Annotated in this window: 24 protein-coding genes; 14 read left to right on the top strand and 10 right to left on the bottom strand. The window is 60.2% G+C overall.

Annotation, left to right across the window (positions count from 1 at the left end; all coding sequences use genetic code 11):
• Nucleotides 1-330 precede the first annotated feature (330 nt).
• The 3 genes from ACQK2L_RS15835 to guaA all read right to left on the bottom strand — a co-directional run bounded on the left by ACQK2L_RS15835 (nucleotide 331) and on the right by guaA (nucleotide 3101).
• Nucleotides 331-1062, bottom strand: coding sequence for a heme-binding protein (locus ACQK2L_RS15835; RefSeq protein WP_425397998.1), 732 nt, complete (start codon nucleotides 1060-1062; stop codon nucleotides 331-333).
• Between the two features lie 180 nt (nucleotides 1063-1242).
• Nucleotides 1243-1545 carry a hypothetical protein gene (locus ACQK2L_RS15830; RefSeq protein ID WP_425397997.1) on the bottom strand — a complete coding sequence of 101 codons (303 nt, stop codon included), beginning with the start codon at nucleotides 1543-1545 and terminating at the stop codon, nucleotides 1243-1245.
• Nucleotides 1546-1550: 5 nt separating this feature from the next.
• Nucleotides 1551-3101 (bottom strand): glutamine-hydrolyzing GMP synthase, encoded by a 1551-nt coding sequence (gene guaA, locus ACQK2L_RS15825; protein ID WP_425397996.1) that lies wholly within the window; start codon nucleotides 3099-3101, stop codon nucleotides 1551-1553.
• A 191-nt stretch (nucleotides 3102-3292) separates the two neighbouring features.
• Between guaA and surE the strand changes: the two genes are divergently transcribed.
• The 3 genes from surE (at nucleotide 3293) to ACQK2L_RS15810 (ending at nucleotide 5157) form a co-directional block, all read left to right on the top strand.
• Nucleotides 3293-4084, top strand: coding sequence for a 5'/3'-nucleotidase SurE (gene surE / locus ACQK2L_RS15820; RefSeq protein ID WP_425397995.1), 792 nt, complete (start codon nucleotides 3293-3295; stop codon nucleotides 4082-4084).
• Nucleotides 4066-4530, top strand: a complete 465-nt coding sequence (locus ACQK2L_RS15815) for a hypothetical protein (RefSeq protein ID WP_425397994.1) — start codon at nucleotides 4066-4068, stop codon at nucleotides 4528-4530. Before surE ends, ACQK2L_RS15815 begins: the two co-directional genes overlap by 19 nt.
• A gap of 183 nt (nucleotides 4531-4713) precedes the next feature.
• Complete coding sequence (locus ACQK2L_RS15810) at nucleotides 4714-5157, top strand: hypothetical protein (protein WP_425397993.1); 444 nt, start codon at nucleotides 4714-4716, stop codon at nucleotides 5155-5157.
• Nucleotides 5158-5167: 10 nt separating this feature from the next.
• On the opposite strand, the gene ACQK2L_RS15805 is transcribed toward ACQK2L_RS15810, so the two are convergent.
• On the bottom strand, nucleotides 5168-5716 hold the full coding sequence (locus tag ACQK2L_RS15805) for a hypothetical protein (protein WP_425397992.1): 549 nt from the start codon (nucleotides 5714-5716) through the stop codon (nucleotides 5168-5170).
• A 51-nt stretch (nucleotides 5717-5767) separates the two neighbouring features.
• Nucleotides 5768-6442 (bottom strand): hypothetical protein, encoded by a 675-nt coding sequence (locus ACQK2L_RS15800; protein WP_425397991.1) that lies wholly within the window; start codon nucleotides 6440-6442, stop codon nucleotides 5768-5770.
• 155 nt (nucleotides 6443-6597) lie between these two features.
• Between ACQK2L_RS15800 and ettA the strand changes: the two genes are divergently transcribed.
• Both ettA and ACQK2L_RS15790 read left to right on the top strand, forming a co-directional pair.
• Complete coding sequence (gene ettA / locus ACQK2L_RS15795) at nucleotides 6598-8274, top strand: energy-dependent translational throttle protein EttA (protein ID WP_425397990.1); 1677 nt, start codon at nucleotides 6598-6600, stop codon at nucleotides 8272-8274.
• Nucleotides 8275-8312: 38 nt separating this feature from the next.
• Nucleotides 8313-9299, top strand: coding sequence for a C45 family autoproteolytic acyltransferase/hydolase (locus tag ACQK2L_RS15790; RefSeq protein WP_425397989.1), 987 nt, complete (start codon nucleotides 8313-8315; stop codon nucleotides 9297-9299).
• Between the two features lie 4 nt (nucleotides 9300-9303).
• On the opposite strand, the gene ACQK2L_RS15785 is transcribed toward ACQK2L_RS15790, so the two are convergent.
• Nucleotides 9304-10314 (bottom strand): S1 family peptidase, encoded by a 1011-nt coding sequence (locus ACQK2L_RS15785; protein WP_425397988.1) that lies wholly within the window; start codon nucleotides 10312-10314, stop codon nucleotides 9304-9306.
• 256 nt (nucleotides 10315-10570) lie between these two features.
• On the opposite strand from ACQK2L_RS15785, the gene ACQK2L_RS15780 reads away from it, so the two are divergent.
• The 4 genes from ACQK2L_RS15780 (at nucleotide 10571) to ACQK2L_RS15765 (ending at nucleotide 13957) form a co-directional block, all read left to right on the top strand.
• Nucleotides 10571-10840, top strand: coding sequence for a hypothetical protein (locus ACQK2L_RS15780; protein ID WP_425397987.1), 270 nt, complete (start codon nucleotides 10571-10573; stop codon nucleotides 10838-10840).
• Between the two features lie 413 nt (nucleotides 10841-11253).
• Nucleotides 11254-11580 carry a hypothetical protein gene (locus tag ACQK2L_RS15775; protein ID WP_425397986.1) on the top strand — a complete coding sequence of 109 codons (327 nt, stop codon included), beginning with the start codon at nucleotides 11254-11256 and terminating at the stop codon, nucleotides 11578-11580.
• Nucleotides 11581-11653: 73 nt separating this feature from the next.
• Complete coding sequence (locus ACQK2L_RS15770; protein WP_425397985.1) at nucleotides 11654-12271, top strand: protein-L-isoaspartate(D-aspartate) O-methyltransferase; 618 nt, start codon at nucleotides 11654-11656, stop codon at nucleotides 12269-12271.
• Between the two features lie 45 nt (nucleotides 12272-12316).
• The gene (locus ACQK2L_RS15765) at nucleotides 12317-13957 is read left to right on the top strand and encodes a hypothetical protein (protein ID WP_425397984.1); all 1641 of its coding nucleotides are present in this window, start codon (nucleotides 12317-12319) and stop codon (nucleotides 13955-13957) included.
• A 20-nt stretch (nucleotides 13958-13977) separates the two neighbouring features.
• Here ACQK2L_RS15765 and ACQK2L_RS15760 read toward each other — a convergent pair whose 3' ends face one another.
• From ACQK2L_RS15760 to proC, 4 genes are all read right to left on the bottom strand, one after another.
• On the bottom strand, nucleotides 13978-14541 hold the full coding sequence (locus tag ACQK2L_RS15760) for an elongation factor P (RefSeq protein ID WP_425397983.1): 564 nt from the start codon (nucleotides 14539-14541) through the stop codon (nucleotides 13978-13980).
• A 124-nt stretch (nucleotides 14542-14665) separates the two neighbouring features.
• A complete protein-coding gene (locus ACQK2L_RS15755; protein ID WP_425397982.1) occupies nucleotides 14666-15172 on the bottom strand; it encodes a hypothetical protein in 507 nt (168 codons plus the stop codon).
• Between the two features lie 23 nt (nucleotides 15173-15195).
• The gene (locus ACQK2L_RS15750; RefSeq protein ID WP_425397981.1) at nucleotides 15196-15432 is read right to left on the bottom strand and encodes a hypothetical protein; all 237 of its coding nucleotides are present in this window, start codon (nucleotides 15430-15432) and stop codon (nucleotides 15196-15198) included.
• 49 nt (nucleotides 15433-15481) lie between these two features.
• Nucleotides 15482-16297 carry a pyrroline-5-carboxylate reductase gene (proC, locus tag ACQK2L_RS15745; protein WP_425397980.1) on the bottom strand — a complete coding sequence of 272 codons (816 nt, stop codon included), beginning with the start codon at nucleotides 16295-16297 and terminating at the stop codon, nucleotides 15482-15484.
• A gap of 229 nt (nucleotides 16298-16526) precedes the next feature.
• Between proC and ACQK2L_RS15740 the strand changes: the two genes are divergently transcribed.
• The 5 genes from ACQK2L_RS15740 (at nucleotide 16527) to ACQK2L_RS15720 (ending at nucleotide 21162) form a co-directional block, all read left to right on the top strand.
• Nucleotides 16527-17132 carry a hypothetical protein gene (locus tag ACQK2L_RS15740; RefSeq protein ID WP_425397979.1) on the top strand — a complete coding sequence of 202 codons (606 nt, stop codon included), beginning with the start codon at nucleotides 16527-16529 and terminating at the stop codon, nucleotides 17130-17132.
• A gap of 119 nt (nucleotides 17133-17251) precedes the next feature.
• The gene (locus ACQK2L_RS15735; protein WP_425397978.1) at nucleotides 17252-17392 is read left to right on the top strand and encodes a hypothetical protein; all 141 of its coding nucleotides are present in this window, start codon (nucleotides 17252-17254) and stop codon (nucleotides 17390-17392) included.
• 178 nt (nucleotides 17393-17570) lie between these two features.
• Complete coding sequence (locus ACQK2L_RS15730) at nucleotides 17571-18656, top strand: calcium/sodium antiporter (protein WP_425397977.1); 1086 nt, start codon at nucleotides 17571-17573, stop codon at nucleotides 18654-18656.
• A 46-nt stretch (nucleotides 18657-18702) separates the two neighbouring features.
• A complete protein-coding gene (locus ACQK2L_RS15725; protein ID WP_425397976.1) occupies nucleotides 18703-20205 on the top strand; it encodes a nucleoside permease in 1503 nt (500 codons plus the stop codon).
• A gap of 513 nt (nucleotides 20206-20718) precedes the next feature.
• Nucleotides 20719-21162, top strand: coding sequence for a GNAT family N-acetyltransferase (locus ACQK2L_RS15720; protein WP_425397975.1), 444 nt, complete (start codon nucleotides 20719-20721; stop codon nucleotides 21160-21162).
• The last annotated feature ends 62 nt before the right edge of the window (nucleotides 21163-21224 follow it).

The raw sequence follows: 21224 nt of genomic DNA, 5'->3' as shown, positions 1-21224 counted from the left end.
CAATGGACTCGCAAATGCCGCGCCAACGACGGGTGGCAGTACGCGCCGCGAGTTTCTGAGCGAGCAGAATGTGCAACCGCGGTCGCCTGACCACCAATTTGGTGGCTAGTGGACCAGTCATGTTGCAGGGGGCAGGTCAACTAGAGCGTTTTCAGAATTTGCGTGCCGGATTGGCGCCGTGGTGATGGTATGATGCGCGAAGGCCGAAGCAGGCGAATTGGTATCCGTCGATACAGGCCGACAAAGCAGCGGGCCGAAACAACAAGCCAAGTCGGCACGCTAATTCTGAAAGCGCTTTAGACTCCGAGAAGAAGGGCTACTGCCCGCGCTCTACTTGTGACTATTCGCAGGCACCACCGGCAACTGCACCTCACCCCACCGCTTCGGCTGTGGCACATCGGGGCCGTTGTACCCCATCACCCGCGGCTCACCCGCCACCCGCCACTGGCCGGACTCGGCGATGGCCTCTTTCAACTCGACGATCGAAGCGTTGACTTTCTCGAGCGTCACATCGCCTGCAACGCCGATCGCGACGACCGTCACCGGCTTGGTGTCGGCCACCGTGATGTTGGCGTACGACTCGGTTTTGCCATCGCTCTTGCTGCGGTACAGGAACGACATGTCGTAGCTGTCCGGCTTGTCATTGTCGCCTTCGAGGCCCTGATATTCGATTTCTACCGGAGCGGTCATGGCGATGCCTCGCGTCTTGATGTGCGCGAACAGCGGGAAGAACGCGGTACCCGAGTTCCTCATTCCATCAGGCCCCGCCCCGTCGCCATCGAACGTCGCGCGGCGAACTTCCGGATAACGCTTGATCTCCACCACACCCGGCGGAGTCGGCCGCGGGTAGCCTTCCGGCAGCGGCGTGGTCACCCGGTACTCGCCCGACCGATAGAACGTCGCACCATCGTCCTGCGGCAATGGTTTCACCTCGGCTTCGCCCGCGAGACGCTCGAGCACCTCGCCAGCCTCAGGTGGATCGACGGCGGTGCTTTCTTCGGCCGTGGCTTTCAGCGAGGTAACACAGCTGAGTGCGACAATCCAGAGCGTGCGTGCGAACATGGGAATTCTCCAACGGTTGAGCGAACACGCCACTATTGCAGGCAGTCGGAGAATGACCAGGGCAAGAGCTACTGCGGTTTCCCAATCTCGCCTTGGTTCGCTTCGGTGTCGTCGACCGGCAGTATCAACGGCCACATCGGATTCGGCGTGGTCCAGAACCAGCGAGCGCCAACGAGAACGTTAAATCTGCTTGCAAAACCTGATCTCTTTGATCGACTCGTTCCAAGTCACATCGACGCAAAAGCGGTAGTGTTCGGTTTGAAATTCGAACTTCTCGAACCCAGACTCTTTCAGCGACTCCTGCTGAGCATCCGGGATGATGGTTTCCAAGATCGACAACACTTCGGGAACCTTCAACTTTATAGAGCTAAGCTCTTGGTCCCGACCGTTCTCGTAGATCAGCGGGGGAAATCCCGCCCTCAGCAGCAGTGTCTCGGCCTGCGACTTGAGAAACTCGCTAAACGGGTTTTCGAAACTGTCCACCGTCGTTACTCCCACTCAATCGTCGCTGGCGGCTTGCTGCTGATATCGTACACCACGCGGTTCACGCCTTTCACCTCGTTGATGATTCGCGTCGAGATGCGCGAGAGCAGGTCGTGGGGTAGGTGGCTCCAGTCGGCGGTCATGAAGTCGTCGGTGTTCACGCAGCGGACGCACACCGCGTTGTCGTAGGTGCGGCTGTCGCCCATCACGCCCACGCTTTGCACCGGCAGTAGCACCGCGAACGCCTGACTCGTGCTGCGGTACAAGCCGGCCGCTTTGATCTCGCTCACCACAATGGCGTCGGCCTCGCGGAGCATGGCGAGTTTGTCGCGAGTCACTTCGCCCAGGCAGCGGACCGCCAGGCCGGGGCCGGGGAATGGGTGACGCCAGACGATTTCCTCGGGCAGACCCAACTGCAAACCGAGTTGGCGGACTTCGTCTTTGAACAGGTCGCGGAGCGGCTCGATCAGGTCGAAACCTAGCTCTTTCGGCAGGCCGCCGACGTTGTGGTGCAGCTTGATGGTGTCGGCCGGGCCGTCGGCCGAGGCGCCGCTTTCGATCACGTCGGGGTAAAGCGTGCCTTGCGCCAGGTACTTGGCGTCGTCGATCTTGTCGGCTTCCTCCTTGAAGCAATTGATAAACTCGTGCCCGATGCGGCGCCGCTTCTCCTGCGGGTCGACGATTCCGGCGAGCTGGCCGAGGAAGCGATCTTCGGCCTTCACCACGTGCAGGTCGGTCTTGAAGTGCGTGGAGAATTCCTCGACCACCGCCCGCTCTTCGTCTTTTCGCAACAGTCCGTTGTCGACCAGGATGCAGGAGAGCTGTGGGCCAATCGCTCTGGCCAGTAGCGCGGCGACCACCGACGAGTCCACTCCGCCTGAGAGTCCGCAGATCACGCGGTCAGTGCCGACTTGTTCACGGACGCGGTTGATCGTCTCTTCGGCGAAGTCGCCCAGTCGCCAGGTGCCTTCGCACTGGCAGACGTTCCGCACGAAGTTCGCCAGCAGCGTCTTTCCCTCCATCGTGTGAGTGACTTCGGGATGGAACTGCAAACCGAACACCGGCAGCCGCTTGTGTCGCACGGCCGCGTAAGGGCAGGTGCTGGTGTGGGCGAGTGGTGTGAAGTCCTCGTCGATCGCGGTCACCTGGTCGCCATGGCTCATCCATACTTCGGTCTCGCTGTGCACACCGGCGAACAGATCGCTGTCGTCGTCCACCTGGCAATGGGCGCGGCCGTACTCGCGGCTCGGTACGTTCTTCACTTCGCCGCCGAGCGCCTGACAGGCGAGCTGCATGCCGTAGCAGATGCCGAGAACCGGGATGCCGAGGTTGAACAGTTCCGGATCGCACTGCGGCGCGCCGGGCTCGTACACGCTGTTCGGACCGCCGGACAGAATAATGCCCATCGGCGCCAGCTCGCGGAGCCGCTCGGCGGTGATGTCATGGCGGACGATTTCGCAGTACACGTGCTGCTCGCGGACCCGCCGGGCGATGAGCTGGGCGAGTTGCGAACCAAAGTCGAGGACAAGAACACGCTGTTGGGCGAGACTGGACATGGCGAAGGGTTCAGGGTTCAGGGGTCGGGGGTCAGGGGCTGCGTCTTTCGCCTGACGGAAAACCCACCATTGTAGCGGGTTTCGGCCGGGCGACTATCCGGACCGTTGCTGCTGTGGCGCTGTGTGCGCTATAGTGAACTCTCCGCCGAGATCCCTGCCCCTTGAATCCTGAGCCCAGAACCCTCTGCAAGATGCTGATCCTGCTGACCAACGACGATGGAATTTACGCCCCCGGACTTGCCGCGCTGGAGCGCGAGCTACGGCGGATTGGCGACGTGGTGGTCGTGGCGCCGGCCACGGAGCAGAGCGGGGTAGGGCACTCGATTACGTTCCTCACGCCGCTGATGGCCAAAGAGGCAACCTTGAGCGACTCCGGCGACCCCGCATCCCCACGACGGCGGGGTTGGGCAGTTGAGGGAAGCCCGGCCGACTGCGTCAAGCTGGCGATCGCCAAGTTCTGCCCCCGCGAGCCCGACCTGGTGGTAAGCGGCATCAACGGTGGGCTCAACGTCGGCATCAACGTGCTGTACTCCGGCACCGTGGCCGCAGCCACGGAAGGTGCCCTGTACGACATCCCCAGCATTGCGGTTTCGTTGGAGTACGACGACGATCCGCGATTCGACCGCGCGGCCCAGATGGGCGTGGGCGTTATTGAGCAGTTGCTCGCGCGTGATGCGTTTGCCAACCACAGGCTGTACAATCTCAACATGCCGACCTCCGCGACGCTGCGGCCGGAAGACGACCCAGCGGAACTGCACATCGTGCCGATGGGCGTTGCGCGGTGGCCGGCCGAGTTCGAAGAGCGGCGGGATCCCAAGGGCCGGCGTTACTACTGGGCGGCCGGCACACCGCCTACCGGGTTCCCGCGCGAAACGGACCTCAACGCGATACTCGAGGGGCACCTCACCCTGACACCGCTCACGGTCGATCGCACCATGGCGGATCACTTATCGGAGATGCACACATGGGACATCAAAGTTTAAAGCTCGCCGTGGCAGTTGCCGCGATGCTGACGCTCGGTTGTAAACCGTCGGTCGATTTGCCGGAGCGTACCGATACTCCCGAGGCGTCGACAGATTCAACGGCGCAGACCGGCGGAGGGGAAGTGAGTGACGACTCAACTACCACTGCAAAGCGCGAGTCGGCTAACACGTCGAAACCAGCCCTGTCCGATGGAACGAATTACGGAGGGGCCATCGCGGGTGCTCGCCGTCATGCAATGGACTTTGTGGTACCACTCGTTTTCAAAGACGCTCTCGATAAACACTACGCATCGGAAGGCAAGTATCCCAAGTCGCATGAGGAATTCATGAAGAGAGTGTGGGAGCCATTGAAAGCTCCAATGCCTAGGATCGACGATGGTTACAAATGGCAATATGACCCGGCTGACCACACGGTGAAGCCGGTCCCCATTGAAGGGACTGAGTAAACGCCTCACCGCCGAGGTGCTTCTCACCGGAACAACCGTCACCACCGGAACCTCAGCGGCACGAATTCGCCCGAATTGCTTGGGCCGGCGGGGCAGCGTGATTAGGCTGGAACTATGTTCCCGCCTTTTCATTTAGCCCCCAGTGCTACGATGCTTGCCCCTCGACTTCTGTTTGCTCTCGCGATGAGTCTCTTCATTTCGGCCACCGCTCGCGCGGAAGACTGCTGCGAGCGGCCGAGTTGGATGTTCAAGCAGAGCACGTTTACCAACGACCCGCAGACCGGGGCGCGCGTGGCGAAGTACGCGCGGCACGCTTACGTGGAAGAGCTTCCCGACCCGCGTTTGGTCACGAGCGGCTACCGCACCAACCGCACCACACTGCGTGGTACCGCCGGCAGCTACGAGACAAACTACGAAGTCGCCAGTTGGGGCAACGGTCGTGGCGGACTGGATGCCGAGTGGGAGCGGTTCCACGACGCGTGGAAAGAGTCGTACCTGACCGGCGGCTACTACGAAAGCCGCCCCGCCTACGGTCGTGGCTACGGCTACGGACCCCGCCATGGATACGGTCCCTACCGCGGCGGCGGAGGCTACGGGCCTGGCTATGGCTACCGCGACCGGCCGTAGAGCAGCTGCGTCAATTCCTCAGCTTGGCAGCTTCGGCTTCGAAGTCGACATTGGAAGAAAAGTCCTCGATCAGCCAGCGATTTCCGTCGCGGACCAGCGTGACCTCTACGGGGAATGGCTCGCCTCCGCGAAGGCCCGACTGGTGCTCGGCGAAGAAATAGCCTTCGAACTTGGCGGTAGCGTGCTTGGGATCTTTCTCGTCGTCGAGCGTGATTTCAATGTCGCTCACAATGTTGGCGTGCTCGACTTTGAACTCGGGCATAAGTTTTTCGACCATTGCCCGCGTCTTCGTGGCGCTCGGCGACAGGTAGCTCAGCACTTCGGGTATGTCGTTGTCTTCCGCGGCGTTGGTGATGCCCCCGATCGTCACCTCGACCATTTCCCGGGGGGTGTGGACGAGTTGCTCCATCACCAGGGCCGAGATCGACAGCACGGCGATGATCACGCAGGCTACGAACGAGCCCACACTGCGGGTCGTGTAGTACATCACGCCCGAAAACGTCAGCAGCACGATACCCACCATCAATAGCGGGATCGGATCTTCGAATAGGTATTGCATGGAAGATATTCTAGTGCGAAAGAGGAGAAGCGACGAGCGGGGCCCACGCACCTATTCGCCCCGCACCCACTCTCTTATTCGCTCCAGCACAATCCGAATCCAGCTCGCCCGCTTCGGAGGCTTGCCATTCCATTCGGTATCGCGAATCCACAAGGGCATCCGCGACACGAGCGCCGCTTCGGCTTCATGCGAGTGATCGACGTGCTGGGCGAAGCGGGAGAGGCGATTGACGAATGGCCTGCGCGTGGTGTTCTCGAGCACGGCCTGGACAAACCGGTCGTCCGGATGATCTTCGGACAGCCTGCGGAGTCGAGGCCACGCCTCCACGCGGCGAAGGGCTCGGGCGTAGTGCTTTCGCACAGCGGGCGTACTTTCGGCGTCGAGGCGCGAGAGGCCGAGTGTGTGGGATCGCGACGCGCATCTTCCCAGCAGGAAGATGGCAACAGCATAGGCGGGCGTGTGGGTTGGCCCCGTTTGCAGGCACTTACCCAGACCGTACGCAGCTAGCAGCCCGTCTTGGATCATGGCGCGAAAGTCAGAGCGAAAGCGAAGCAACCACCCCACGCCGGGCCCACCATCTCCGGCGGCAGCATACTGGTCGTCAATCTCATCGAGAAACTCGGCGACCGCCAACTGGCTGCGCAGCAGGACGCCCGCTGGATGCCGCTTTTCCAAGTACCCTGGCGTGTTGTCGTATCGAGAACGGAGCTTGATGGCCGCTGCCATAACCACGACCCTCGGTGTAGAATTGCGAACCCGCGAGAGTTCACCGATCAAGCGTATTCTAGCATATCCAACCAGATCGGGCACGAGCTTTCGCAGCCAAGTCAGCGCCGCGAGGGCGTCTGTTCGCACACCCCCCAAGATATCTACGTACCGCTATGTCGCAAAAATACATCTATCAAATGGCTGGCCTGACCAAGAAGATTGGTCAGCGGCTGGTGCTCGACGACATCTACCTGGCGTTCTATCCCGGCGCGAAGATCGGCGTGCTGGGCCGCAATGGCGCCGGCAAGAGTACACTCCTCAGGATCATGGCTGGCAAGGACAAGGAGTTCGACGGCGAAGCCCGGCTGACCGACGGGTTCACCGTAGGGCTGTTGGAGCAGGAACCGCAACTCGATCCCGATAAGGACGTGCAGGGCAACGTCGAGCAGGCGGTGGCCGGGACGCGGGCGATGCTGGCTGAGTTCGAAGCCTTGGGCGACAAGTACGCCGAGGTGGCGGACGATCCCGACGCGATGGAAAAGCTGATGAACCGCCAGGCCGCGCTGCAGGATCGCATCGACGCCACGAACGCGTGGGAGCTCGACCGGCAGATCGACGTGGCGATGAACGCCATGAACCTGCCGCCCGGCGATGCGGACGTCACCAAACTGTCCGGCGGCGAACGCCGCCGCGTGGCGCTGTGCCAACTGTTGCTCGAGAAGCCCGACCTGCTGCTGTTGGACGAACCGACCAACCACCTCGATGCCGAAAGCGTCGCCTGGCTCGAACGCCATTTGGCCGAGTACCCGGGCACGATCGTCGCGGTGACCCACGATCGCTACTTCCTCGACAACGTCGCGGGCTGGATTCTGGAACTCGACCGCGGCAAGGGCATTCCCTGGGAAGGTAACTACAGCAGCTGGCTCGAGCAGAAACGCAAGCGGCTGGAAGTGGAAGAGAAACAAGAAACGGCCCGTCAGCGAACGCTCAAGCGCGAACTCGAGTGGGTTCGGATGGCCCCCAAGGCACGGCAATCGAAGAGCAAGGCCCGTATTGCCGCCTATGAGCAATTGGCCTCGGAAGACTTCGACGCCAAGGAAAAGGAACTGGAGATTCACATCCCGCCTGGACCACGGTTGGGCGATTTGGTGATCGAAGCCAACAACCTTTCCAAGGCGTACGGCGAGAAGGTGCTGCTAGATAACGTGAACTTCCGCCTACCGCCGGGCGGCATCGTGGGCATCATCGGCCCCAACGGCGCGGGCAAAACCACGCTGCTCAAGATGCTGATGGGCATGGAGCAGCCCGACAGCGGTTCGCTCACCATCGGACCCACAGTGGAACTCGGCTACGTCGACCAGTCACGTGACGAACTCGACGCGAATGCGACCGTGTACGAGGAAATCTCCGGTGGCCACGAAACGCTCGACATGGGCGGCCACAAGCTCAACGCCCGGGCGTACGTTTCGCGGTTTAACTTCCAGAAGACCGACCAGCAGAAGAAAGTCGGCGTGCTGTCGGGCGGTGAGCGAAACCGTGTGCACCTGGCCAAACTGCTCCGCCGGGGCTCGAACGTGCTGCTGTTGGACGAACCGACCAACGACCTGGACGTCGACACGCTGCGGGCATTAGAGGAAGCGGTCGCGAACTTCGCCGGCTGTGCGGTTGTCGTTAGTCACGACCGCTGGTTCCTCGACCGCCTGGCCACCCACATCTTGGCCTTCGAGGGCGACGGCTACGTCCACTACTGCGAAGGCAACTTTGAAACCTACGAGCAACAACGCCGCGAACGATTGGGCGAAGACGCCGACGAGCCGAAGCGGTTCAAGTACAAGAAGCTGCACGCGTAGCCGAGCAAGAACCATCCAAGTGGCAAGGAATAGAAACGATGGCGACTTGGGTGGATTGCAGCGAGATCAATCTCGACTTGGCGCTACCACTTTCTGAGCGGTACGAGCCCCATCGAGCGGTGATGCGCGCGGCGGCAGAGGAATTGCTGACCGCCATGAAAGCGGATTTTCCGAGTGGACTGTCCCGCCTTGCTCATTTGGTCGACCTGAGAACGTTTGGACATTTTCGTGCCGAGGCCAAGGCTCAAGCCAAGGTGATGGAGATCGACTGGCGCGACCTGATGCTGGCCGGCGCGGCGTACGATTTGACACTCGCCTACTTTGGCTGCTCCACGATCGCGGCCGCCACCGACGAAGGGCCCGTGTTGGCTCGCAATATGGATTGGTGGCCCGAACGAGAGTTGGCCCGGCACAGCTACACGGTAGTAGGCACACGAGAGGGCAGGGCGGAGACCACGGTTGCCGGTTGGCCGGGCGCGATCGGTTTGGTGACGGGAATGTCGGTCAACGGTTTTGCGTTGGCCATGAATGCCGTGGACGAGGGAACTGGCCTGCACAAGACCGGTTACCCAGTGATGCTGCACCTGCGTCGCGTGGTGGAAGAGTGCAACAGCTTCGAAGAAGCGGTGGAGCGAGTCAGCAAGCAAACGTTAGCGGCCCCCTGTCTGGTGACCATTGTGGGCACGCAGAACGACGAGCGTGTTTGCGTGGAACGCACGCCAACCACAGCGAATCTTCGCTACGCGGACGGCGATGCTCCGCTGCTTACCACCAATCACTTTCGCTACGGCGAAGAGACCTCGCGCGATGGTGTTGGGACGCTGCAATCCACCAGTTGCGGCCGGTTGCAGGGAATGCAAGAACTGTTGCCAGCCGAAAAGCAGTTGCTTTCCGACGAGCAATTGCTCCGCATCTTGAGCAACGAGCGCGTGCGGTTGTCCATCACCGCACAACACATCCTCATGCGTCCGCGCGAGAACCGTATGCGGCACTGCGTGCCAAAGTCGCTACTAGAGCGGAATTGAAGGGCTACTCCGTAGCTGTCTCCCCTCGCAACTCCGCGGCCAAGTCCTGCAGGAAGGACACGAAAGAATCGCTGGACAGGAAGGTCAGCACCTCGGCCACGATCTCGCGTAACGCCTGTCGCACGGGGTCGCCGTGGCAGTGGGAGTCGTCGTCGGGATCTTCGGCAGAAGGATCTTCATCGGATGGATCCTCGTCCGTCGGCGGGTCATCGGTTGGGTCTTCGTCGGTAGGATCTTCGTCCGGTGGGTTATCTGTCGGGTCTTCGTCAGTGGGATCTTCGTCCGTTGGTGGGGCAACCATCACGATTGCGTCAATCCAAGCTTCGAAGGGATCGACTCGGGCGTTGAATGCCATGTCGCCTAGCGATGCGTCCTGCTTGGTGCCGCCTGACGTGACGCACGCGATGTACAACTGCCCGGCCACCTCGATGAATCCGGGCCCACCCGAGTCGCCCGGCGCGGTGTTCGATTCGTTGGGGTCGTCGAAGTTCCAATACACGAACAGTTCGTCCACCGCGTCGATGGTGGTCACGCCAAACCGCTTCGTGCCGAATGTACCGGTGGCTCCATCTTCGGCCGTGCCACCGGCGCCGAAGCCGACGATCGTCAGCGTGTCGCCCACCAGCGGATTGCCACGGAAGATCTCCATCGGCTCGACATCGGTCACCGCTTCAGAAAGTTCGAGCACCGCGATGTCGTTCTCGAACGACAGGGGATCGAACCCTTGGTGGATGTCGATCTTCACAGTGGTGTAGGTTTTCTCGCCGAGTGTGAAGGTTCCAGCGGTGGCTTCTTCGATAAACTGGGCACAATGGGCGGCGGTGAGCACGTGCCGTGGGGAGATGAGCGTTCCCGTGCAGAATCCGCCGGACTCGGTGCTGCCGACGATGCCAACGGCCGCGTACTCGTCGGTCGGCTGCCCGTTGATGATTCTCGCCACTGGTGTTTGAGCCGACGCAACCCCGGGTATCAGCAAACTGAATAAAAGCAGGTCACGTGGGAAGACGCAGTGCATGACGGTTGCTCCTTGGCGAGAGTGCCCTAGAAACCGAGTGTCGTTGTCGCCACGTTGGCGATACGACCAGTCGTCCATCCAACCCCGTTGCCAGTGGCTCGTTCCGCGGTGAACGAGCGTTTTTGGCTACGAAGTCGTTCCGGCGGTTGCCGATGATGCCTCGATTTCCTAGATTCACAGTTGCCCGCGCAAGCGACCTATGCGCGAGCACTATCCAGCCATCTATCCCTCCCCACTAGCAGGAGCCAATTTAACAATGAGTGTGGTCCGCGTCGGTTCGACGAAGAAGTTTGCTGATAACTGGGACTTGATCTTTAGCGATGGCAAAAAGTCGCCGTCGAAGAAAAAGGCGACCAAGAAGAAAGCAACGAAGAAGAAAGCCGCCACGAAGAAGACGGCCAAGTCCAAGAAGTCTACCAAGAAGACGAGCAAGACGGTCGCGAGTAAGAAGAAGGCAGTCAAGAAGTCGACGAAAGCCACCGCGTCCAAAAAGCCTGCGAAGAAGAAGGCGAAAAGCAAGCGGTAGCGGCTTGTTGCAATCGTTCGTACATCGCCTTGGTCGAGTCCAAGTGGCACGGTTCTGCTTCGCAACCTGTGGTACTCCACATCAGGTGGTGGAACTCTGCGTCGTGTCGGCGAGCGGCAAATGGCGATGCCGGAATCCGGCTCGCTGGGGTTGCTGGCGGCCGCAATTGGCTTGGTGGTTGCTATCGGGAGGCCCCTCGGTAGCGGGGATCGGATTCGTCACAACCTGCGCCAGCGGAAATCGGACCCACAGGTAGGGTTAAGGAATTGCCCGATTTCCTTGTCCAACCCGCAGTTTTTGGCCGATTCCTCTAGCTGTACCCCGCGCGAAGCGCTATAATGTGGGGCTACGTGTTTTTGGCGGGGAGTAACCCGCCGCAACCAAATCTTACCGCGTTTGTAGGAGTGACGACCATGGGAACCGTTCATGCAGCATGGGAGGACGAAGAGAACAACCGCCGCATCGACCTGGTAGTTGGCTACCAGGTTTCGACTGGGCAGGTTGAAATTGACAACGTCACTCCCCATCGTGTTCATTTTGCTTGCCCCGAGTCGGGCAAGACCCTTCGCTCGGTTGGCGTGCACACCGAGACTGGCAAGCAGCTCTTGCTGGAGCGTGCTTTGGCCGCTGGCGCCATCGACCGGATCCGCCATCACCTGAGCGAGACCGACGTGCACGACGTACCGCACCCCGCGGACACTTTGCACGAGGCGTTCGAGACGCCAGCCTTGACTGTCTAAACCAAGACAGACAACGCAGTACACAGCTCAGGCCGCTATCCGCCAGTCGGGTAGCGGCCTGTTCTATTTCATCATGGACCTCTTCGAAGAACTCTCGCAACTCGGCATCACCGACGACCGCGTCTTGGACGCGATGCGGCGCGTGCCCCGCGAACGCTTCGTCCCCCAATCGCTCCGCAAGCGGGCCTACGAGAACCGCCCGCTTCCGATCGGGCACGAGCAGACCATCTCGCAGCCGTTGGTCGTCGCCGAAATGATTCAGCACGCTCGCCCCGAGCCGGGCCAAAAGGTGCTCGACATCGGCACTGGCTCCGGCTACCAGGCGGCTATCCTGGCCGAGTTGTACGACCGGGTCTACACCGTGGAGATCGTCGAACCGCTGCAAGTGCACGCGCGAAAGGTACTCGACGCACTTTGCTACACGAACATCGAATACCGCTTAGGCGATGGCTCCGAAGGCTGGCCCGAGCACGCCCCGTACAACGCGATCGTCGTGGCGGCCGCTCCGCGCACCATCCCGCCCGCGCTGGTGGACCAACTGGCCCCCGGCGGCCGGCTGGTCATCCCCGTCGGCACGGCCAGCCGGCAACACCTGACGGTGGTCGAGAAGCTGCCCGACGAGTCGCTCCGCGAAATGCTAGTGGCGCCGGTGTCGTTTGTGCCGCTGGTGGGAGGTGGTAATAATACTTGATGTTGGTTGGATCTAGTTGCTACACGACCACAATCGGAACGGATCGTGCCTGAGAGCAAACGTCCCTGGTATCGACTGCACACTTTCTCGTGGGTGGTGCTGTTGTTGGCCTCCGCGGTGATGATTGTGATCGTAGTGCCGGGCGAGAGATACGCGGACTACAATGCTCGTCTGTGGCACGAATCCGACGAGTTGTACTGGCTCTGGCTGGAGCAGAACCCCGGCTATCAAGGTGCGTTCTTTGAGTGGTTTCATGGTTGGCCGCTAACCTACTTACACCGAGGCGCCGCGGTTGATCTTGTCCCCAATACGGTCGAACCAGAGAACTTGCGTTTCAACGGTTGGCCCCTTTCTTGGTCGACTGGATGGGCGTGGCGGTTTGATGGCGAGATTCGCAGGTTCTATCCACTTGCGCTGCTCTGCAACGTGCTGGTGATGATTCTCTTGATTGTTTGCGTTACGGGGGCTGTGGAGCTCTTTCGCCGTCGCCGTGGCGGCTGGTTCCGTTTTCGAGTGATCGATGCCCTGGCAGTCGTCTTAGTCGCCTGCACGATGCTCACCTGGTGGACTTCGTGGAAGCGAGGACTGCTAGCGGAGGCTGACAGTGTGAAGGCTCTGGAGCTAGGGATTGGCCAACGTGATTTGGCCTATCGTGGTCCCCTGTGGCTCAGGCGACTGGTGGGAACTAGCGGACCTCTGAACCGTTTCTATCGAACCAACGGCATGCGTCTGGATGCTGGCTTTCTCGATGACGAAGATTGGCAAAGGCTATCGGAACTCCGCTATCTGGAAACGCTCGAACTGAGTTGTCGCAAGTTCGATCAAGCGACGATTGAACATCTGAGTCACCTGCCAGCACTATCGAACCTCGTTTTGCAGTCGCCCCTGAAACCTCAGGGAAGTCACTTCGCCGGCCCGTGGGTGGATACCGACTTTTCTACGTTGGACATGTCCAAACTAGATCGGGTTCGATGCCTCGATCTGAGTTTCGATAACTTGATGTTTGAAGACTTGTTAGCTGGCTTCCATCCGCCACCGAATCTGGAATCACTAGATCTTGCAGGCGCGTCACTTACTCTGCGTGAAGCCAGGGAACTGGTGGCACGACACCCCGAGTGGAAGATCAAGATTCCCAAGAATCAGTACGCCGCGGAGGCGGGCTATGCTGTAAATGCTCGTGAGATACTGATCATCGAGGATCAGGTAGCTCGATGGCATCAGAAGGCAGGTGTCGATCCACCCTATTTAGTAGGCGACCTAGCGGCTGTATCTATGACCGATGAACGCCTTTGGTTAGTTTTGCCGGCTTTGGAGTTGGAGTCGGAACTGGTTCTGGGTGAATCGACACTCACTCCTCGGAGCCTCGAAATGCTGATGGAAACAGCGGACCTTTATGGTCTCGACCTGGGCCATACACCAATCACGGATGCTCACTTGGAAGTGCTCGTTGGCTGCCCGAGACTCAAGGAACTTTCCTGCATCCAAGGAACAGCATCTTGCGCAGCATTTGAGAAACTGCTAAGAGAGGGCTATTTGGAATGGGTAGAAATCTACGAGTGTAATATGCCCTGCGAAGACGTCGGCAAGCTATTTGCCGCAGCGCATAACAAAGACCACCTAGTCATCTCCCGAGAGAAGGCCGACAGCGACGACGGATACTACTACCCTGAGGAGTTTGAGCAATAGGCTGCGCGACCTTCGTACTGCTACGCTCGCCCCAGGAACTCATGCGTCCGCGTGTCGACCTTGATCTTCTCGCCTTCCTTCAGGTACTCGGGCACTTGGAGTGTGCAGCCGGTTTCTAGTGTGGCAGGCTTGGTGCGGCCGGTGGCGCTGTTGCCTTTTACGCCGGGGTCGGTTTGGGTGATCACCAGCTCCACGGTCGCGGGCACTTGCAGGCCGACGCACTCGCCGTCGTAGATCAGGGCGATCAGGCCTTGCAGACTTTCGGCGACGTACTTCATCTCGTTCTCAACGTCGGCCGTCGCGATGGAGTACTGGTTGTAGTCCTCCGAGTCCAGCAGGTGGACCGACTCCGCGTCGGTGTACATCAGCGTGACTTCCCGCTTCTGGAAGTCGGCGTCTTCCAGGTTGTCGGTTCCTTTGCAGACCAGGTCGGCCTTCTGTTTGGTGACTAGGTTGCGGGCGCGGAACTTGTATAGCGTGTTGCCGCCGCGGGCCGAGGGGCTTTGGACGGTGACCGACTCGAGGATATGCGGGGCATCGTTGTGCTTAAAAACGGTGCCGGGCTTGAGGTCTTTGGCGAGCATCGGTGCGTGGGGGAAAGGAAGGTTGGGGGGAGGGGGACAATGCACACGAAGAGCATACCAGGACGCACCAGAATTGGGCAGGCGAGCCCCGCGGCCTTGGCGGCTGCTGAAGCGATGACTTTGCCTATGCCATGATGTCGCCGCTGGCCGGGTCGAATGCGATGCCGCCGGTCAGGCGGGCCAGGGCGTCGACCACGGTGATCAGGCTGGCCGGGTCGAGTGCCTCGTCCAGCAGGCTTTCCTCGTCTTCCTCGTCGCCAAAGCCGTAGTCGCTCGCTCCTTCGGCAAGTCGCTCGAAGTGCATCACGTCCAGGCGTGCATCGGCGCGAACCAGTTGCGCCAGTTGATCGCCGTCGAGTTGCTTGCGAAGTTGCTTGGCCAGTTCGCCGCTCTGCTCGATGACCAGTTCGCCCGACTCGTAGCTGATCTCCATCGCCGCGTTGTCTTCAGGTGCCTGAACCACCGCCGAGGCAAATAGTCCGTCGTCGTTGGCTTCGAGATTCGACACGCTCAAGCGATTGCTGGATTCGCTGATGGCTGCTTCCACCTGCGCAAGCGTGGGCCGATCGCTCGATGAGAACATGACAAAATAGGTTTCTCGCCAGGCAAGTTGTTCGCCTTGGTCCGACATGGTGTGCGTTCCTTTCTATTCCGTTACCAGTCTTCGTCGTCGTCCGGAATGCCCTCGCCACCCTGCCAGGATTCGAGCTTGTTGAGCATGGTGTCGCGTTCGTTTTGGTTCGCCCACACCGATTCGCCCTGTTCCAGGCGGATCTCGTAGTATCCTTCGCGCACGCAGTCTTCCTCGCCACAGAAGTGCGGAGTCGCTGCGACCCACATCACGCGGTACAGAGGCACCTGCTTGTCGTCGACCAGACACATTATCGACATGTTTGCTCCCAACTTAACCAGTGCTAGTTGCCTGTTCTCCAGCCTTCGGTCATTGCTGTCCTAACTCGCGCGACCGACTCGTGGCGGCTTTCACCGCCGCTACCACCGCGGCCCGCATGCCACCTTGCTCCAGGGCTTCCAGTCCGGCGATGGTGGTTCCGCCGGGGCTGGTGACCGCATCGCGCAGTTCAGCCGGGTGCTGGCCGGTGGTCGCGACCATCTGGGCAGCTCCCAACACGGTTTGCACCGCGAGCTGGTGCGCCACGTTGCGGGGCAAGCCCGCCAGCACTCCGCCGTCGCTGAGCGCCTCTATCATAGTATAAACAAAGGCAGGGCCCGACCCCGACAGTCCGGTCACCGCGTCCAGCAAATGTTCCGGTAATTCCAGTGCGATACCGACCGCTTCGAGCAAGTCGGCCACTCTCTTCAGGTCGTCGGCCGTGGCCCGGCTCCCGCCCGCATAGCCACTGGCGCCCCGCCCCACCAGGCAGGGCGTGTTGGGCATCACTCGAACCACGCGGGCGTCGCCGCCGAGTCCGGCCTCGAGCTTTTCGAGCGTCACCCCCGCGGCGATGGACACAAACAGCGGGCCATTTGCTGCGGTTTCCCCCAACCCGGCCAGCACGGCCGTCATGGCCTGGGGTTTCACCGCCAGCACGACGGTCGCGGAGGAAGTGGACACCTTGGTATTGTTGGTTTCGACCGTGCAGCCAGCGACCTGCTCGGCGAACGCGGCGCGACCCGCCTCGCTGGGATCGCTCGCGACGATCTCCGCAGGCGTGGCCAGTTTGGCTTCCACCAGTCCGCACGCCAGGGCGGTCGCCATGCGTCCCGCGCCGATAAACCCATACTTATAATTCGCCATCGTCGAAATTCTGTGCCTCGCGGAGTAAGTAAATCTGTCAGCAAACCGGGCTTGCTAGCGTTGAGCCTAAACTGCCGCCGCACACCGGGCAAGCTCGATGCGCGGTGCTAGCAACCCGCATCGTTATGAAACGCCATCCAGCAAATGGTCTGGACGCAGATCGAACAGCTTGGCAAACTCCCGCCGCTTGAGTTTCCCCCTGCATTCTCCCCGAACAGGATTCGGAGCAATGATCGTTTACGGTACCTCGTACAAACCTACGCGTGCCTGCCAACTGTTGACCGTGGTGTTCGCGGTCGTTCTCTCCTCGCCAGCGTTGGGCGAAGAAGGTGGATGGCGGTCGCTGTGGCCCTTTGGCAAAGAGGAGCCCGCGACGGAAGAAGAGCAACTGCCAGGCGGCTTGGTGCTGGGCGATCCTGCGCTCGAAGCCCAACTTGGCGAGACGCCAACCGAAGAAGACAGTTGGATGGTCGAGTCGCCCATCGCGCGTGCGAGTTGGCCGGAGATCAAGTTGCCCAAGTTGGAGTTCGCTTCGCCTTGGCGCAAAGAGAACGGCGAAGTGGGCTGGCTCGCCAAGCCATTCCACAAGGCGCGCGACGGGGCGCATGGTGCGCTCGAGAAGACCCGCACCGCGATGAACAACTCCATCGACAAAATGAAGAACATGGTGCCAGGCGGCGCCGGTGGCGACAACCGCTCGCTGGACAACTCGGCCGAACTCGCCCCAGGATCGGGCGAGCCCGGGTTCTTCGCGCGGCTGTTCGGACCCAAGGAAACCGAGTCGAGCGATGAGGGGGTTAGGATGGCGCAAGAGGCGCCGGAATTCCAGCGCTAGTTCGCCTGGCTGGCCAACTGCTTCTTTTCTCATTGCGGAGGTCTCCGATCTTGAAATCTCACTGTCATGCTTTGTTGCTGTTCTCGGCCGCTGTGCTTCTTAGCGCATCGGGCTGTCACATGTATCGCGCACCCGGCGCCATGCTGCCGAGCTTCGCGGCGGCCGCCGAGGATCGCTCCATCGAGAAGCACGCTTCCAACAGCGGATTCCCCTCGCCCAGCGACGTCGGCCTGGGCGAATCCGACGACGAGTCGGAGTGAGCGACCGATGAGCTTCGTTGCATTGGCCATCTTTTTGTCTCGTTGGTTTCGCGGGATTCGGTAACGCTTTGACGCGAAACCGGCACAGCGTATCGACTCCCCTCGTCGCGGCCCCCAACCATCCGGTAAACTAGTCGGATTGGAATCTGGGTCTTCAGCGACGAAGGGTGTGTTCTCCTTGGCAATCTTGCTTGGCATCGTCGGCGGTTTCATTGCGCTCATCGGGGGAGGCGAACTGCTGGTGCGGGGGGCCTCGAACTTGGCGGCCGCCGCGAAGGTCTCGCCGCTGATCATCGGCCTGACGGTCGTGGCGTTCGGCACCAGTGCGCCGGAATTGGCTGTCTCGCTGCAATCCTGCTACACCGACAAGACTGACCTGGCGGTTGGCAACGCGGTGGGCAGCAATATCTCGAATCTCCTTCTCATACTGGGGGCCTCGGCGCTCGCTGCGCCGCTGGCGGTCAACTATCGACTGTTCCGTATCGACATCCCGGTCATGATCGCCGCAGCGGCCTTGCTGTGGTTGTTCGGGCTGGGTGGTTCGCTCAATCGCATCGAGGGCGCTTTCTGTTTTATCTTCCTCGTGGCGTACTTTATCTTCACCGTGCGGCAAGGGCGTCGCGAGTCGGCCGTCGCTACGAGCGAGTCGCTCATTGCCGAGAGCGAAATCACGTACGATCCCAAGACATCCACCTGGGTCAGCATCGTGTTGGACGTGGTCAAGCTGGTGATTGGCCTCGCCTTGTTAGTGTTGGGAGCCGACTGGCTGGTGGAAGCTTGCGTCGAGCTCGCCAAGGGTTTCGGGGTGAGCGAACTGGTGATCGGGCTTACCGTGGTGGCCATTGGCACCTCGCTGCCCGAGTTGGTCACCTCGCTTATGGCCAGCTTGCGTGGCGAGCGCGACCTGGCGGTGGGCAACGTGGTGGGCAGCAACATCCTGAACATTTTGCTGGTGCTGGGTCTCTCGGCGGTGGTTGCTCCGTCGGGCATCAACGTCGACGCACAGTCGATGGCCTTCGATATTCCTGTACTCATTGCGATCTCCCTGGCGGTGGTGCCGGTCTTCTTTTCCGGATTCGGCATTACTCGCATCGAGGGCGGCGCGATGCTATTGTATTACCTGGCGTACCTGACCTATCTGGTGTGGCACGCCAAAACCGCACCGGGCACGGTGACGCCCATCAGCCAGTTGCTGATGTTTTTGGCCCCCATCGTCCCGTTGATGGTGCTTGTGTTTATCTTCCGCCCTCGTAAGACGACCTAAGCCGTCCTTTTCCCATACACTCCCTTTCTCCAGGAGCCCTCCGTCGATGAACAGCGTGCAACTTCGCCTGCAAGTAATGATGTTTCTGCAGTTCTTCGTTTGGGGAGCCTGGTTCGCAACCTTGGGGTTGTGCCTGGGATCGAATGGACTGGAAGGCTTTATTGGCAGCGCGTACGGCACGGCTCCTTTGGCGGCCATCATTGCTCCTTTGTTCTTGGGCCTTGTTGCCGACCGGTTCTTTCCGTCTGAAAAGGTGATGGGAGTTCTGTTCTTGATTGCTGGGGCCATCATGTGTGCGGTCCCTGGATTTGTGGAATCCAAGAATACGGACGCGCTGTACTGGTTGTTCCTCGGACATTTGCTTTGCTACATGCCCACGTTGGGACTTAGCAATACAATCGCGTTCACTAACATCGCTGATCAGAATGACTTTCCCAAGATTCGCGTGTGGGGCACCATCGGCTGGATTGTCGCTGGCTTAGTTGTTGGGTTTGCGGGATGGTCGGCGACTCCGAAGATCATGTGGGTGGCTGGTATCGCCTCGCTGGTGATGGGTGTGTACAGCTTTGTGCTCCCACATACGCCACCCCCTGCCAAAGGCAAGCCGGCTGATTTGCGAACGGTCTTCATGTTGGACGCGATGCAACTGCTGACTAACCCTCCGTTCTTCGTATTCATTCTCTGCTCGACGCTGATCTGCATTCCGCTGGCGTACTACTACGGATTTACTTCCAATCTGTTGGGGCAAGTTGGCTATCAAGCCGCCGCGTCGACGATGACGTTGGGACAAATGAGCGAGATATTCTTCATGCTCTTGATTCCTTTCTTCTTCCGTCGGTTGGGCGTGAAGTGGATGATTCTGGTGGGCATGGCCGCCTGGGTGATTCGCTACTTGCTGTTCGCTTTCGCCGCACCCGACCAGGTGCGTTGGATGATCTTGCTGGCCGTGTTGCTGCATGGTGTTTGTTACGACTTCTTCTTCGTCACCGGATTCATGTACACCGACCAGAAAGCTCCCAAGGATATCCGTGGCCAGGCGCAGGGTATGTTGGTGTTCTTCACGCAGGGTGTGGGCATGTTCTTTGGCTACATGATCGCCGGCATCCTCTTTGGTTCGACAATGACAAGTTACTCGGCGCTCGATTTGGATATGCAGGTTGCCAACGCTCAGCAGTTGATCGCCAAGGCCGATGCCGACGTTTCCACTACCGCCTTGCAGCAGGCGATCGCCGACTCGCAGTCGGCCATTAGCGGTGGTGACGTCGATGACATCAAAGCCGCCGCCGACACGCTGAAGAAGGTCGTCAGCGAGTTCCCAGGGGTCGAATCTCCTAGCTTCGCCGAACAACTGGGCCAAATGTTCACAGCTGAACTCCCTGAAGGTATCGATCAGCAATTGCTCTCCGAGACCATGGCTCAATGGAAACAGTTCTGGCTGGTCCCCGCCGGCATGGCCGCGGCGATTATGGTGCTGTTCGCCCTCACGTTCTTCGACCGCAAAGCCTCCGAAGAGGCCATCGAAGCGGTGGAAGAGCAGGGGGCTCACTAGGCAGTTTTGCCCCAGTTTGTTCCCTATCCATTTCATTAGCCCAAAACGGGTTTTGCCCCAACTCACGATCCATTGGCCCAAAACCGGGGGTTTTGTCCCAACATTCAATCCAGTGGCCCAAAACCCCAGACGTTTTGGTCCCGCCCAAGTGGTGAAACCCCTAGTTTTCTCGATCAAACCATTCGGGGGGTGCGACAAAACCCTCCGCGTTGTTCCCCGCATGTCTTAAGTGGGGCAAAACGATAGTCGCCGTTCGCTCCGCCGAACGAGCGTCAGCGCTACCACGCTCCTTTTCGAGGAGAAGCGGCTTCGAATGCTGAAGAGTGCTCACATCTTCCGGACGACGCGTAGGTCGTCGGCTATCCCGAGTGAGTCCGCGAAGGGCAAGCAAGTGGACGACCTACCCACTCCCCAGACACAATATCAGGCAACCTCCATTAGATCATTCGAACGCGTGTTTCCAACCGCGATTCGTTTACACTGGCAATTTTGTGGCAATCGGATGGCTTGTCCATGATTGTACCTCTGACAGAACATCCGGAGTTCCACGAAGTCGTCGTGCAGTGGTTGCATTCCGAGTGGAGCGTCGCCGCGTCGGAGATCGAGACGTTTCTGCCACCCAGCGACGTTCGGCCTGGCGCGCTGGTTGCCACCTCCGGCGACCAGCCGATCGGTGCGCTCGCATTCAAGCGTCACCAATCTCGGTTTCAGTCGTCGGCCGAGTTGTGGATCAACGCTGTGTACGTTCACCCCGATCATCGTGGCCAAGGCGTTGGCGGCCAGCTGGTGCGCGCGGCGATGGATGTTTGCCGAGCCCATGGCGTCGCCCAAGTGTTCGCCTACACGGATGTGCCGGGGCTGTACTCGACGTGCGGATGGCAGCGTTTGTTCCTCAGCCCCGACTCCGGGATGTCGACCATGGTCTACGAGACTGGCTGCAACCCGAACAGCGATTAGAGCTGAAAACGCTCCTGTTGACCTGGGCATCAGAGGAGTGCAACGAGAGTAACCCTTGGCGT

Origin of the sequence: Aeoliella sp. (assembly GCF_965227375.1) — a bacterium.
GTDB lineage: Bacteria > Planctomycetota > Planctomycetia > Pirellulales > Lacipirellulaceae > Aeoliella.
Note: the sequence above shows the minus strand (reverse complement) of the source record. Positions and strands in the feature narration are given on the sequence as shown.

What these genes read in the sequence shown, in the direction of transcription:
- ACQK2L_RS15835 (WP_425397998.1), bottom strand. Translation starts at nt 1,062, where the DNA reads ATGTTCGCACGCACGCTCTGGATTGTCGCACTCAGCTGTGTTACCTCG.
- guaA (WP_425397996.1), bottom strand. Translation starts at nt 3,101, where the DNA reads ATGTCCAGTCTCGCCCAACAGCGTGTTCTTGTCCTCGACTTTGGTTCG.
- surE (WP_425397995.1), top strand. Translation starts at nt 3,293, where the DNA reads ATGCTGATCCTGCTGACCAACGACGATGGAATTTACGCCCCCGGACTT.
- ACQK2L_RS15815 (WP_425397994.1), top strand. Translation starts at nt 4,066, where the DNA reads ATGGGACATCAAAGTTTAAAGCTCGCCGTGGCAGTTGCCGCGATGCTG.
- ACQK2L_RS15810 (WP_425397993.1), top strand. Translation starts at nt 4,714, where the DNA reads ATGAGTCTCTTCATTTCGGCCACCGCTCGCGCGGAAGACTGCTGCGAG.
- ACQK2L_RS15805 (WP_425397992.1), bottom strand. Translation starts at nt 5,716, where the DNA reads ATGCAATACCTATTCGAAGATCCGATCCCGCTATTGATGGTGGGTATC.
- ACQK2L_RS15800 (WP_425397991.1), bottom strand. Translation starts at nt 6,442, where the DNA reads ATGGCAGCGGCCATCAAGCTCCGTTCTCGATACGACAACACGCCAGGG.
- ettA (WP_425397990.1), top strand. Translation starts at nt 6,598, where the DNA reads ATGTCGCAAAAATACATCTATCAAATGGCTGGCCTGACCAAGAAGATT.
- ACQK2L_RS15790 (WP_425397989.1), top strand. Translation starts at nt 8,313, where the DNA reads ATGGCGACTTGGGTGGATTGCAGCGAGATCAATCTCGACTTGGCGCTA.
- ACQK2L_RS15785 (WP_425397988.1), bottom strand. Translation starts at nt 10,314, where the DNA reads ATGCACTGCGTCTTCCCACGTGACCTGCTTTTATTCAGTTTGCTGATA.
- ACQK2L_RS15780 (WP_425397987.1), top strand. Translation starts at nt 10,571, where the DNA reads ATGAGTGTGGTCCGCGTCGGTTCGACGAAGAAGTTTGCTGATAACTGG.
- ACQK2L_RS15775 (WP_425397986.1), top strand. Translation starts at nt 11,254, where the DNA reads ATGGGAACCGTTCATGCAGCATGGGAGGACGAAGAGAACAACCGCCGC.
- ACQK2L_RS15770 (WP_425397985.1), top strand. Translation starts at nt 11,654, where the DNA reads ATGGACCTCTTCGAAGAACTCTCGCAACTCGGCATCACCGACGACCGC.
- ACQK2L_RS15760 (WP_425397983.1), bottom strand. Translation starts at nt 14,541, where the DNA reads ATGCTCGCCAAAGACCTCAAGCCCGGCACCGTTTTTAAGCACAACGAT.
- ACQK2L_RS15755 (WP_425397982.1), bottom strand. Translation starts at nt 15,172, where the DNA reads ATGTCGGACCAAGGCGAACAACTTGCCTGGCGAGAAACCTATTTTGTC.
- ACQK2L_RS15750 (WP_425397981.1), bottom strand. Translation starts at nt 15,432, where the DNA reads ATGTCGATAATGTGTCTGGTCGACGACAAGCAGGTGCCTCTGTACCGC.
- proC (WP_425397980.1), bottom strand. Translation starts at nt 16,297, where the DNA reads ATGGCGAATTATAAGTATGGGTTTATCGGCGCGGGACGCATGGCGACC.
- ACQK2L_RS15740 (WP_425397979.1), top strand. Translation starts at nt 16,527, where the DNA reads ATGATCGTTTACGGTACCTCGTACAAACCTACGCGTGCCTGCCAACTG.
- ACQK2L_RS15735 (WP_425397978.1), top strand. Translation starts at nt 17,252, where the DNA reads ATGTATCGCGCACCCGGCGCCATGCTGCCGAGCTTCGCGGCGGCCGCC.
- ACQK2L_RS15725 (WP_425397976.1), top strand. Translation starts at nt 18,703, where the DNA reads ATGAACAGCGTGCAACTTCGCCTGCAAGTAATGATGTTTCTGCAGTTC.
- ACQK2L_RS15720 (WP_425397975.1), top strand. Translation starts at nt 20,719, where the DNA reads ATGATTGTACCTCTGACAGAACATCCGGAGTTCCACGAAGTCGTCGTG.